At 74.0% G+C, this 12,424-nt stretch carries 11 protein-coding genes; 5 read left to right on the top strand and 6 right to left on the bottom strand.

Features of this window, described 5'->3' with window-relative positions; genetic code table 11:
* Nucleotides 1-119: 119 nt before the first annotated feature.
* The 4 genes from AC068B_RS04625 to AC068B_RS04610 all read right to left on the bottom strand — a co-directional run bounded on the left by AC068B_RS04625 (nt 120) and on the right by AC068B_RS04610 (nt 5,247).
* The gene (locus AC068B_RS04625) at nt 120-1,481 is read right to left on the bottom strand and encodes an AAA domain-containing protein (RefSeq protein WP_478668955.1); all 1,362 of its coding nucleotides are present in this window, start codon (nt 1,479-1,481) and stop codon (nt 120-122) included.
* On the bottom strand, nt 1,481-3,082 hold the full coding sequence (locus AC068B_RS04620) for a hypothetical protein (protein ID WP_468562736.1): 1,602 nt from the start codon (nt 3,080-3,082) through the stop codon (nt 1,481-1,483). Before AC068B_RS04620 ends, AC068B_RS04625 begins: the two co-directional genes overlap by 1 nt.
* Before the next feature lie 103 nt (nt 3,083-3,185).
* Nucleotides 3,186-4,343, bottom strand: a complete 1,158-nt coding sequence (locus tag AC068B_RS04615) for a hypothetical protein (protein WP_478668954.1) — start codon at nt 4,341-4,343, stop codon at nt 3,186-3,188.
* A complete protein-coding gene (locus AC068B_RS04610; RefSeq protein ID WP_478668952.1) occupies nt 4,276-5,247 on the bottom strand; it encodes a phosphatase PAP2 family protein in 972 nt (323 codons plus the stop codon). The genes AC068B_RS04615 and AC068B_RS04610 overlap by 68 nt, the downstream gene beginning before the upstream one ends.
* A gap of 283 nt (nt 5,248-5,530) precedes the next feature.
* Here AC068B_RS04610 and AC068B_RS04605 point away from each other — a divergent pair, with 283 nt between their 5' ends.
* Entirely contained in the window at nt 5,531-6,124 is a 594-nt protein-coding gene (locus AC068B_RS04605) for a histidine phosphatase family protein (protein ID WP_478668951.1), read from the top strand.
* Between the two features lie 13 nt (nt 6,125-6,137).
* Here AC068B_RS04605 and AC068B_RS04600 read toward each other — a convergent pair whose 3' ends face one another.
* Nucleotides 6,138-7,520: a tetratricopeptide repeat protein gene (locus AC068B_RS04600; RefSeq protein WP_478668949.1), complete on the bottom strand. Its 1,383-nt coding sequence runs from the start codon at nt 7,518-7,520 to the stop codon at nt 6,138-6,140.
* A gap of 295 nt (nt 7,521-7,815) precedes the next feature.
* Here AC068B_RS04600 and AC068B_RS04595 point away from each other — a divergent pair, with 295 nt between their 5' ends.
* Nucleotides 7,816-8,316, top strand: coding sequence for a hypothetical protein (locus AC068B_RS04595; RefSeq protein WP_478669255.1), 501 nt, complete (start codon nt 7,816-7,818; stop codon nt 8,314-8,316).
* Between the two features lie 311 nt (nt 8,317-8,627).
* On the top strand, nt 8,628-9,488 hold the full coding sequence (locus AC068B_RS04590; protein ID WP_478668948.1) for a spermidine synthase: 861 nt from the start codon (nt 8,628-8,630) through the stop codon (nt 9,486-9,488).
* A 27-nt stretch (nt 9,489-9,515) separates the two neighbouring features.
* Here AC068B_RS04590 and AC068B_RS04585 read toward each other — a convergent pair whose 3' ends face one another.
* A complete protein-coding gene (locus tag AC068B_RS04585; RefSeq protein ID WP_478668947.1) occupies nt 9,516-10,067 on the bottom strand; it encodes a hypothetical protein in 552 nt (183 codons plus the stop codon).
* A gap of 97 nt (nt 10,068-10,164) precedes the next feature.
* On the opposite strand from AC068B_RS04585, the gene AC068B_RS04580 reads away from it, so the two are divergent.
* Entirely contained in the window at nt 10,165-10,869 is a 705-nt protein-coding gene (locus AC068B_RS04580) for a response regulator transcription factor (protein ID WP_478668945.1), read from the top strand.
* Nucleotides 10,866-12,254: a sensor histidine kinase gene (locus tag AC068B_RS04575; protein WP_478668944.1), complete on the top strand. Its 1,389-nt coding sequence runs from the start codon at nt 10,866-10,868 to the stop codon at nt 12,252-12,254. Before AC068B_RS04580 ends, AC068B_RS04575 begins: the two co-directional genes overlap by 4 nt.
* The last annotated feature ends 170 nt before the right edge of the window (nt 12,255-12,424 follow it).

Below are 12,424 nucleotides of genomic sequence, written 5' to 3'. Positions count from 1 at the left end.
CCGCGAGGCGGGCCAGGACTGCGTGGTTCGCTTCCCAGCCGTCCGGGCTGTTTCCTTTGGCCGCCTCCGGCGGCGTGCCGGTCTCCGTCCGGCGGGGGCGGTGTTGAGGTGGGTGTCGATCAGGGGTGCCACGGCACCCGGTGTTCGGCGAGGCGGGCCAGGACTGCGTGGTTCGCTTCCCAGCCGTCCGGGAACTTGACCGTGACGCCCAGTTGGACCGGTTCCGTGGACGGGTGGTCGTCGAGCAGGGTGCCGACGCCTGCTCGGCAGATCACGATGCAGGCGTGGCGGTGCCGGGATGTCAGGACGCAGAGGCGGCCCGTTTCCAGGTGGAAGGCCGTGGCGTCGGGGCGGCCCGAGAGGGGGTGCAGGACGACCGTCACGTCGTACTCACGGCCCTGGAGGCGGTTGGCCGTGTCCACCGTGATGTTCGTGACGCCCAGGTCCGCTAGCGCGGCCCGGACCGCCGCCGCCTGGTCGCGGTGGGCGGTGCCGACCGCGATGCGGTCCGCGGTGAGGGGTGTGGGGTCGGGGCCGCGTTCTGACGTGGCTGCGCCGCCGCGGTCGAGGAGGCGGCGGACTACCTGGGCCAGCGCCCGGACCGCCTCCGGGTCCGTGCGCGGCGTGTTGCGCGCGGGCAGTTCGAGGAGGCCCCAGCCCGCCTCCGCCGCCTCGTCGATCACCCGGTCGGGACCCGAACCGTCCGACGGCACCGCGAAGTTCAGCGCACGGTCCCCGGGACCCGTGCCGCTGCGGAAGGGCGTGTAGGGGTAGAACGCGTCCGAGACCAAGGGCGCGGCCGAGGCCGGTAGCCGCCAGGACACCGGCAGGCGGTGCTGCGGCAGCTCGGGATTGTGGGCCAGGAGCGTCGCCACGGCGGACGCCGACGGGTCGTAGGAGAGACCCGCCCACTGCTCTGCGCCCACGATCGAGAACGGGTCCAACTGCCCCGGGTCGCCCACGAACAGCGCCCGCTCGAAGAGCCCCGCCACGGCGAGCAGCGCGTCCGAACGCATCTGGTACGCCTCGTCGACGATGGCGTGCCCCCACGGCGCGTCGAGCTGCCCGGCATCGACATGTGCCCACTTCGCGGCCGTCGAGATGACGACGTCCAGGCCCGCCAGGTCGCCCGCCTTCGTCGACTTGCGCACGTTCGCCAAGTCGTCGAGCGCCTTGTCGTACGGATCGGGGTCGCTGCTGTGCAGACGCCCCACGGGAAGCTCGGGATCCTTCTCGGCGAGCCGCAGAACGAGGTCGTCCACCTGCGCGTTCGTCTGCGCGATGACCATCAGAGGGCGGCCCGCCGCGGCCAGTTCACGGGCCGCACGGACCACGAGCGTCGACTTCCCCGCGCCGGGCGGGGAGTCGACCACGACGCCGCGGTGCGTGCCGTGCAGCGTGTCGTGGAGGATCGCCTCCGTGGCGCGCGCGGCCTCGGCGCCGGGGTCGAAGGAGGCGCCCGCGGGCGGGGCGAGCTGCATCACAGGGTGTCCTCCGCGGTCACGGGGTCGGGGCTCTCTGCGGTGGTCGACGGCGGCCCGCCGTGCGTCCACGGGGTGTCCTCGGGGTCGGGCAGCTTGGGGCCGCCGCGCTGCTCGTGCTCGAAGAGCGTCCAGCAGATCCGGTCGCCCTTGCCGGGGACGGACCCGGCATCGGGCTCCTTGCCGCGGCCCATCTTGTCGGTGATCCGCAGCACGACCGTCCCCTTGCCGCCCTCGCCCTCACCCTCGTACGCCACGAACTCCGCGGTCTGCGGCTTGCCGCCGAGCGCGCGGTACACCTTCGTGCGCTCGCCGAGGTGCGGGTGGTCGTCCGTGCGGACGGTGACGAGCGGGCGCGGCCGCGGGCTCTTGGCCTCGCTGTACGCCATGACGACCTCCGTCACCTCGCCGACGAAGGCCTCGCCCGCGAGGCGGCGGCCCGCCATCACCAGGGGGTCGTCGAGGGCCTCCTGGGCGTCGAGGCGGGCCTGCTCGCGCTCGCGGGTCGCCAGCTTGTTCGCCGCGGTGACCGCGTCGTCGACGCGGGGCTGCGGCGGCTCGCCCGCCGTCACGCGGTCGCGGTGGGCCGTGAACGACCAGCGGTCGCGGGTCCACCGGTCGGTGGCGTGCGGGGCCTCGGGGAGCGTGCACAGGGCGTCGAGGCCGCGCCACACGGCGTCCCAGGTGGGGCGGGTCCTGGTCTCGATCAGCGCGTGGATCTCCCGCTCGGCGGCGGTCAGGCGCGCCAGCCGCTCGTCCGCCTCGATGCCGTCCTCGGCGGCCGCCAGGGCGCTGCGCGCGCGGTCGTAGCGCTCCATGGCAGGGGCCAGCAGGTCGTTGTCGAACGCCGGGTCCGTGGCCGGGCCCGCGGGTGGGCAAAGGAGCTGGCCGTCCCCGTCGCGGGCCAGCTCGGCGCGGAGCGCGGCAGCGGCGCCCGAGGTGCCCTCCGGGGCCTCGATCCAGGCGAGCAGGGCGCCCAGGTGCTGGTCCTCCAGGCTGGACTGGCCCGTCGCCCAGTGCCGGGAGAGCAGCTCCGTCATGGCCGTGAGCAGCGACGACCCGGGGACGCGGGCGCGCTCCCCGAAGTGCGTCAGCCAGCGGCCGAGGAGGGGGACGCGGGGCGGGGCGGGATGGGGCGCCTCGGGGTCCTGCTCCGCGGTGCGGCGAAAGCGGGTGGAGCGGCCGAGGAGCCGGACGAACTCGATGCCCGCGCGGCTCGGCACGATCAGCTGCGGGGCGTCCGCGCAGAGCTCGACCTCGACCTTGACGCGCTTGCGGGTCTCCGGGTCGGTCTCGTTGCGCTCGGCGGCCTCGACATCCTCCGCGTACCCGTCGACGTACGGCAGGACGATCTCGGCGAGCTGGGCGAGGAACGTGAAGCGCAGGTCGCGGTCGCGGGGCTGGGGCACGACGAGGAGGCGCGGCGATGTCCGCTCCGTCCCGACGAGGGCGCCGAGCGGTGCGCCCGCCTCACCGGCGGTGATCAGGGGGACCAGCACCAGGGGGCGCTGGGAGATGTGCCGGTGCCGCACCGTGGCCCGCGGCTGGGCGCGGCCGGTGGTGACCGCCTCCAGCCGGGCGAGGCTGTCGATCAGCGACAAGGTCGTCCCTCTTTCGTCCGCGGGTCCTGCCGGTCCTGCCGGTGCTGACGGTCTTGACGGGCCTGCCGGTGCTGACGGTCTCGACGGTCCTGCCGGTCCGGGGTCAGCGTGACGCACCCCCCGAGGCCCCCGCGCCGGAGAGCGCCTCCTGTCGCAGCTCCGCCGCCCTGCGCAGCGCGGCCACCGCCGGGTCGTCCGGATCGCCCGCCGTGCCACGGGCGGCCGCGAGCACCTCGCCGATGGACGTCAGGCCGCCGAGATCGCCGCGGATCGAGCGGCCGAGCGACGTCACCTCGCCCTCCTCGCGGGCCCGCTCCCGGCAGTGGAAGGCCAGCTCGCAGGCGGCCAGGCACTCGGGGGCGTACGTCGCGGGGACCGACTCGACCGCCGCTGTCAGCTCCGCGGCGGGGCGCCGCACGTCGAAGGTCGTGCCCGGCGGCAGCTCCGCCGCGATGTCCTCGACGCGGGTCAGCCTGGCCAGCTGGCGGCGGGTGACCGAGAGCTGCTTGCGGACGTCGACCGCGGAAGCCGACGGCAGGTTCGAGAAGTCCTTCGGGCAGACCAGGAGCACGTGGTGCCGCACCTGGGGCGCCGGGTCCATGCGCTCGGCGACCTGCTCCAGCGCCAGTGCGTACACCGCGGACTGGCGGGCGGCCCCGCCGACCTTCGCCGCGTCCGCCGAGCCGTCGATCATCGGGAAGGACTTGATCTCGACGACCGTCCAGCCGCCGTCCGGATGGACCACCACCGCGTCCGGCTCCAGGAACGCGGGAGTCCCCGCGACGTCCAGCGCCAGCATGGGGTGGTCGAGGAGCGTCCAGCCGCTGGAAGCGGTCGCCTCCCGCAGCGCGAGCGCGGTCCGCGCGGCACGCCCCTCGGGGCCCGCCGCCGACAGGTCGGGCACGGCCGCCTCGCCCGGCACCGGCTCGGGCCCGCCGCCCAGCCTGCCGTGCGTCAGCCGCAGCAGCTCCGCCCCGCCGTCGGCCTTGACCCGCGCCTCGAAGGCATTGCCCCGCATGAACGCGAACTGGGACTGGCCGAAGCCGGAGGGCGAGCCCAGCGACTCCGCGAGCGCCGTCTTGTCCACTCCCGCGCCGTCAAGGAGCGCGCGCCGTCTGCACCCAGGGTTGGCCGCGAGCGCGGCCAGCGCCCGGGCGTCCAGCGGCCGCGCGACGAGGTCCGCGCCGCGCAGCTCAGTGAGCCGCTGCCGGAGCGCCGTCCCCTGCCTCTGCGGGGCGTCCTGCGTCGGCTGGGCGGGCACTCGACTCGGCGCCGTGGGGGGCACTCTGCTTGCGCTGTCGGGGAATTCGCTCACCTGTCGAAGTCTGGCACCCGGGACTGACAATTGAGGACTCTGTGGCGGACGAGGGCTCGGTGGCCGACAGGAAGCGCGCCCGAAGCCGGTTCGTCACGGGCTCCGTGAGCCGCTGCACGGGCCGTACGAGCAGCAGCCCGACGCCCATCACGGCGGCGCCCGCGACCGCGTCGAAGAAGTAGTGGTTGGCGGTGCCCATCACCACGATCGTGGTGATCAGCGGGTAGGCGACCGCGGCCACCTTGGTGAGCGGCGAGCGGCCGCAGCGCCACAGCATCACGCCGCACCACAGGGCCCACCCGACGTGCAGGCTGGGCATCGCCGCGTACTGGTTGGTCATCCCGCCGAGCCCGCGCGGCGCGCTCGCCTCGCCGCCCCACCAGCCGAAGTCGCTGTACTGCGCCATGGTGTCGACGAAGCCGTAGCCCTTGCTCAGCAGCCGGGGCGGACAGGTCGGCAGGAGCGTGAAGCCGATCAGGCCGATCATGGTGGAGGTCATCAGCCAGGCGCGTGCCGCCCGGTAGTGGACCGCGCGGCTGCGGAACAGCCAGATGAGGACCGCGGGCGTGACGAGGTAGTGCAGTGAGGCGTACCAGAAGTCCGCGGGGACACCGATCCAGGCGTTGCTGGTGAACAGGCGGTTCAGCGGGCTCTCCGCGTCGAGACGCAGGAACTGCTCGGCCTTGAGGATCCCCACGCCGTGATCGATCGCACTGGCGACGTCGCCCCGCACGATCAGCCGGCCCGCTGAGTACGCGGCGTACACCAGCACGATCAGTGGCAGCTCGGTCCACCAGCGGAGCCGGTGCCCGGTTATGCCCATGGTGCCCGGCACGTCGGTCTTCGGCATCCGGTAGGTCCCCCATCGTCTCTGTTCATGCGGCCTGTACCGCGCGTCCCTGTTCATGCGGCGTATACCGCCGCCTCACTTTACGGCGGTCGCCGGGGTGGTCGAGGCATCCCCCGGTCGTCTTAGACGCAGAGATCGGCGACCGGGTTGCCAGGCAGGGCGAGTGCTCTGCCACAGGTGGGTGATGATGGAGGGGGCAGGCGCCCGCTGTCCGTAAAAAGCACCAAAAGTGTCACCGGCGCTCGTGGCCGGATCGGCATGTGTACGACTTGGAGAGATTTCCATGGCACCGCGCATCCTGCTGGCCAGGCACGGACAGACGGAGTGGTCGCTGTCCGGAAAGCACACCGGCAGGACCGACATCCCCCTCCTGGAGGAGGGCCGCCGTGGCGCGAAGCTCCTGGGCGAGCGGCTGCACCGCGCGCCCTACGACGGCCTCCCGGATGTCGAGGTGCGCACGAGCCCGCTGTCCCGCGCGCGGGAGACCTGCGAGATCGCCGGGTTCGGCGACCGCGCGACCACCTGGGACGCGCTCATGGAGTTCGACTACGGCGCGTACGACGGCATGACCCCCGCCGACATCCAGGCGATCCGCCCCGGCTGGTTCATCTGGCGGGACGGCGTCCCCGAGGGCGAGACGCTGGCGCAGGTCTCCGCGCGCGCGGACGAGGTCGTGGAGTGGGCGCGCAGCGCCGACCGCGACGTGCTGGTCTTCGCGCACGGCCACATCCTGCGGGTCATCGGGGCGCGCTGGCTGGGGCTCGGCATCGAGTTCGCCGCCCGCATCCGCCTCAATCCGACGTCCCTCTCGGTCCTGGGCTGGGCCTACGGAGAGCCTGCCGTCGAGTCGTGGAACGAGACGGGTCACCTCGCTTAGCAGCCCGGGACGGCTACACCGCGTGCGGCAGGGAGGCATGCTTCTCCAGGAACTCGCTCACGCCGGTGGTGCTGCCGTGCGGCAGGAGCACCCGTGCCGTCGTGGCGAGCATCGACTGGATGCGTGAGGACTGCACCTCGATGAGGAGCGCGAGGACCCGCAGCCCCGCCTCTGCCGCCTCGTCGGGGCGGCCCGCGCGGGCCAGGTCGTCGGCGAGCTCCGCGGTGTAGAGCGCGATGTTCCGGGTGAACTGCGGGGTCTGCGAGGACGCGATGGCCGCGGCGATCCTGGCGTGTCCCGCGGCCCGCCCCCACTCGCCGAGGGCGGACCAGCACTGCGCTTCAAGACCGGCCAGCTCGGCCGGGCCGTAGAAGCTCATCCACTCCGGGTCGTCGTCGCCGGGCCCCCGGTCGAAGAGGCTGTGGGCGCGCAACAGGGCCTGCTCGCAGCCCCCGCGGTCGCCGAGCCCCGCCCAGCCCCCGGCCTCCCGCAGTGCGATCAGGGAGAGCAGCCGGTGCGAGCCGAAGTGGCGGGCCGCGCGGGTGGCCGCCTGCGCCGCCCGCACCGCCTCCCGCGGGCGTCCCGCGTCGCGCGCCAGGAAGGCCGTGTTGCAGAAGGCGTGCGCCTCCAGGGCGGCGTCGCCGTAGACCCGGGCCGTGGCGAGGGCCTCGGCGTAGTGCGAGCGGGCGTCGTCGAAGCGGCCCGAGTCGTGGGCCAGCCAGCCGACGGAGATCGCCAGTTCACCGGCGCCCGCATGCAGCCGGTCCGAGGTGGTCTGCCGGGTGGTGGTCCCCGCGTCGAGCAGGGTGTAGGCGGTGCGCAGCGGGGCGGCGGCGCGCCGGTAGAGGCCGTCGGCGCCGTGCCGGTCGTCGAGCAGCCTGATCTTGCGCACGGCCTCCTCGACCGCGTGGACCTCGGCCTCGCCGACCCTGCGGCCGCACAGGGCGGCGGCCTCCGCGGGGCCGCTCAGGGTGAGACCGACGGGTCCCAGGGCCGCGGCCACGGTGGCCGTGGAGCCGGTCATGAACGCGCGACGCTGCACGTCGCTCTCCTCGTGGGTCTGGACCGTGTACGGATCACAGGCGCGGGGGTCGGGCTCGGTGCGGGCCCCCCTTCCGCGCACCAGCGCGCGGGGCGCGAATCCCAGGTCCGTCAGGGTCCGGCCCGGGAACATGTGCAGGAACACGCGCTCGTAGGCGTAGTTGGGGCAGCGGATCTCGCCCGCCTCCACGCGCCCGACGTAGCGTGCGTCGCAGCTGACCCGCTCGCCGATCTCGCGGGCGGCCCGTCGGACCGCCGCGGCGAACTCGCCGGGTGAACGCTTTCCGCGGAGCTGCCGGAAAGCAAGGTTCGGTCGTGGGGACTGAGTTGACGATGTCATCGGTGACGACGCCATGGCCGGACCCTCTCGTGCGGATCGTGCCGGATCGTGCACACGCTCGCGCACTGGACGCCGCGCCCGCGCGCTGGATCTCGCGGGCCTGCCCCTGTTCCGGCGGAGCACGAACGTACCGGGTGTGATGGGTCCACCACACCGAGTTTGGCTACAAACCGGATATCTCACCCGGGATCCGCCATGAACTGCCATCCTTTGTGGCGGCGCGCCGCAGTGCCTGTTGACGCCCTGCCGCGTTGAACCATGAGGAGCGGGAGCAGGGCGGCTGCCGCACTGACGAGGAGGGGTTTCCTTGTTGGAGACCGGCGCGGAGAACAACGACTTCCGTACGGCGAACCGCACGACGGCGCGGCACTGGCCCACGCAGGAGGGCAGCGCGCCGCCGCCCCCCGGCCCCGAGCCCTGCGACGACGAGTGCTGCGACCTCGTCACCGTCCCCGCCAGGCAGGGCCTCGAAGCGGTGGACATCCTGCGCCGCGGGTCGGCCGAGACCATCGGCCCCGTGCTGCACGACGGGGGCTGCGACACCCTCGGCTTCCTCGTGCCGCCCGGCACCGCCGACGGCTGGGACCTGCCGGGCAGCGCCTGCACCCAGACCTTCGGACGCGGCATGCGCGTGTACGCGGACCCGGCGCCGGGACCCACAGGACCCGTCGTCCCCGACCCGCCGGTCGCGGGCACCGGCTGGCTGCTCCCGCCGGACGGCGAGAACGACCCCGTCACCGACCCGGCCGTCCTGCGGGCCGCGCTCGGCCAGGCGGCCCGCACCATCGAGGCCGCCGACAACTGCCGCTGACCGGCCCCCGCAGCACCCCGCACCACCCCTGCGCCTGATCCCCGCGCACTACCCCTGCGCCTGATCCTCGCGCCCGATCCCTGCGCCTGATCCTCGCGCCTGATCCCCGCGCACTACCCCTGCGCCTGATCCCCGCGCCTGATCCCCGCGCACTACCCCTGCGCCTGATCCCCGCGCCTGACCCCCGCGCCCCACCCCTGCGCCCGACCCAGGCGCACCACCCCCCCCGCGCCCGATCCCCGCGCCCGTTCCTGCCCCCGCCCCCGCCCCGTCGGCGGGCCGCGCCGTCCACGTGCGCCGATAATGGCCTGATGGCAAGGAACAAGCGGTCCCGGGAGGCGCGGGAAGCCGTCGTCGAGAAGGTCGACGGCGGGCTCGCCGAGCTCATACCCGACCGGGACAGGCCGCGCGCCTGGACCCTGCTCGTCGACGGCGCACCGCAGTCCCACGTGGACCTCGACGACCCCGCGTACCTCAACTTCGAGTACCAGCGCAGGATCGGCCACATCGCCGACCTCGTCGCCCCGCCCGGCAAGCCGATCCACGCCCTGCACCTCGGCGGCGGCGCCTTCACCCTCGCCCGCTACGTGGCCGCGACCCGCCCCCGCTCCACCCAGCAGGTCGTCGAGCGCGACACCGCCCTCGTCCAACTCGTCCGCCGCGAACTGCCGTTGGACCCCCAGTCGCGGATCCGGGTGCGCGGCACCGACGCCCGCGAAGCCCTCGCCAAGATCGCCGACGGCTGGGCGGACCTCGTCGTCGCCGACGTCTTCAGCGGGGCACGCACCCCCGCCCACCTCACCAGCACCGAATTCCTCAGCGAAGTCCGCAGGGTCCTGAAGCCCGGCGGGTACTACGCGGCGAACCTCGCCGACGGCCCGCCCCTCGCGCACCTGCGCGGCCAGCTCGCCACCGCCGCCGCGCTCTTCCCCGAGCTCGCCCTCGCCGCCGACCCCGCCGTGCTCCGCGGCAAACGCTTCGGCAACGCCGTGCTGCTCGGCTCCGACCGGGAGCTGCCCGTCGCCGAACTGACCCGGCGCTGCGCGGGCGACCCGCACCCCGGCAGGCTCGAACACGGCCGCGGGCTCAAGGACTTCAGCGGCGGAGCGGCGGCCGTCACGGACGCCGCGGCGGTCGCCTCGCCCGCACCGCCGCCGTCGGTCTTCCGCTGACCGCCATGGTGGCGGGCCGCGTGCCGGTCAGTACTTGTCGATGTCCACCCGGGGCGCCGTGTCGTGCCAGGTGCAGAAGACCGAGACCCGGGCCGCGCCACCCGTGAACTCCACGCGGATCCACTTGTCCTGCTTCCACGTCTGCACCGACCAGCCCGCCGCCGGGGTCGCCGAGACCAGCGTCGCCGCGTTCTTGCCGAGATCGAAGACGACCCGGCCGCCCGCGGTGTTGTAGCTCTTCACCGTGCCGGTGCCGGAGCCCGTGGGCGGGGATGAGGTGGGCTTGTCGGAGTGCGTTCCGGACGGGGTGGGCGACTTCGGGGGCTTCTGCGACTTCTGCGACTTTGACGGGTTCGGTGACTTCGCGGGCTTTTGTGACGACGAGGGCCCGGAGCGGTGCGTCGAGGAGACGATGGGCTCCGTACCGCCCTGGCCGCCGTCGTCGGCCGCCAGCGGCAGGGCGCGCGGCGGGTCGTAGGCGGTCCCCGCCATCACCGTGTGGACGCCCCACCAGGACAGCGTGACCGCCGCGCCCGTGGCGAGCGACCATGCGATTCCGTGTACGAGTCCTCTGCGCATCGCGGGCCATACTGCACCACGCGCCGCACATGTGTCCTGTGGGGGACCCGGCGCCCGCGGACGACCGGGTTCCGCCGTATGGCGTACGGTGCCGCCCATGGCAAGTGTGCTCGTCGTCGAGGATGACCAGTTCGTACGCTCCGCCCTCATCCGGCATCTGACCGAGGCATCGCACACCGTGCGCAGCGTCGGCACGGCCCTGGAGGCGCTGCGGGAGGTCGCCCATTTCCGTTTTGACGTGGTGATCCTGGATCTCGGCCTGCCCGACCTCGACGGGTCGGAGGCGCTGAAGATGCTCCGCGGGATCACGGACGTCCCCGTGATCATCGCGACCGCGCGGGACGACGAGGCGGAGATCGTACGGCTCCTGAACGACGGCGCCGACGACTACCTCACCAAGCCGTTCTCCGTCGAGCACCTCTCGGCGCGCATGGCCGCCGTGCTGCGCCGCGCGCGCGTCACGGCGGGCGAGGCGCCGCCGAGCAACGTGCTCCAGGTCGGCGGGCTCTGCATCGACCCGCTGCGGCGCCAGGCCGAGCTGGACGGCGCGCGGCTGGACCTGACCCGGCGCGAGTTCGACCTGCTGGCCTTCCTCGCCGGGCGGCCCGGTGTCGTCGTGCCGCGCAAGGAGCTGCTCGCCGAGGTCTGGCAGCAGAGCTACGGCGACGACCAGACCATCGACGTACATCTGTCGTGGCTGCGGCGGAAGTTGGGCGAAACGGCCGCCCGCCCGCGCTACCTCCACACCCTGCGCGGGGTCGGCGTGAAGCTGGAGCCGCCGGTGCCGGAGCCACAGCTGTGAGGTGGGCCCTCGTCAAGGTCTGCCTGGCCGTCACCACGATGGTCGTGGTGGCCTTCGCGGTGCCGCTCGGCCTCGTCGTCAAGGAGATGGCGAGGGACCGTGCCCTCTCTAACGCGGAACGGCACGGTGCGGGCATGGGCCCCACGCTCTCCATCACCACCGACCGCGCCGAGCTCACCCGGGCCGTCGCCTCGTCCGAGGCGGGCGGCGACGGGCGGATGGCCGTGTACGTGCCTGCCGTCGGGGACGCCGACGCCTTCGAGGTCGGCGACCCGAGGGCCGGGGCGCGAGCGGTGGAGGCCACCCGCAAGGAGGGCCGGGCCAGGACCACCGGGGTGCCCGGCGGCTTCGTGGTCCTGCAGCCGACCGCGCTCAGCTCGGGCACGGCGGTCGTGGAGATCTACGTCCCCGAGGCCGAGGTCAGCAATGGCGTGACGACGGCGTGGGTGGTGCTCGCGGGCGTCGGCATCGCCCTCGTCATCGGCTCGGTCGCGGTCGCGGACCGGCTCGGCGTACGCATGGTCCAGCCCGCGAAACGACTGGTGGGCGCCGCGCACGACCTCGGCGAGGGAAAGCTGGGGGCGCGGGTGCCGGAGGAGGGGCCCACCGAACTGCGGCTCGCCGCGGTGGCGTTCAACTCGATGGCCGACCAGGTCGTACAACTCCTTGCCAACGAGCGGGAGCTGGCGGCCGACCTCTCTCACCGGCTGCGGACGCCGCTGACGGTGCTGCGGCTCAACGCGGCCTCGCTCGGCGAGGGCGACGCGGCGGAGCAGACCCGCACGGCGGTCGAGACGCTGGAGCGCGAGGTCGACACGATCATCCGCACCGCCCGTGACGCCAAGCCGCAGACGGCGATGGTCGGCCCCGGCGCGGGCTGCGACGCGGCCGAGGTGATCCGGGAGCGGATGTCCTTCTGGTCGGCGCTCGCCGAGGACGAGGGGCGCGAGGTCCGGGTGGCGGGCGTCGACCGGCCGGTCCGGATACCGGTGGCCCGCCCCGAGCTGGTCGCCGCGCTCGACGCGCTGCTCGGCAACGTCTTCCGGCACACGGCCGAGGGCACCGCCTTCTCGGTCGACGTCCACAACGGGGAGGACGCCGTGATCGTGCTCGTCTCCGACGCGGGCCCCGGCATCGCCGACCCCGAGGCGGCGCTCGCCAGGGGTGCGGGCTCCGGCGAGGACGGCTCCACGGGCCTCGGCCTCGACATCGTGCGCCGCCTCGCCGAGTCCACGGGCGGCGATCTGCGCATCGGCAGCTCGGTCCTCGGCGGTACGGAGGTCCGCATCTGGATCCAGCTGGGCTCCCACCGGCCCGCGGCGGGGCGCCGGGGGCACCGGGGGGCGGCCGTCCGTCGACGCCGCCGCGCTCCCAGCACGGGCTGATTTCCGGTGGGTGCCTCCCTGCGGGTGCGTCGTGGTTGCTCGCGCAGTTCCCCGCGCCCTTAAAAAACACCACGCGAGGCCCCCGCCAGGCACACGGAGAACTGCGCCCGAGCGCCCCTTCCGGGGGCGCGGGGAACTGTGCGAGCAACCACCCGCGACCCGCGGTCGAG

The sequence above is a fragment of the Streptomyces sp. NPDC042371 genome, from assembly GCF_056437465.1.
The sequence above is the reverse complement of the archived record's forward strand: the minus strand, read 5'-3'. Positions and strand labels throughout refer to the sequence as shown.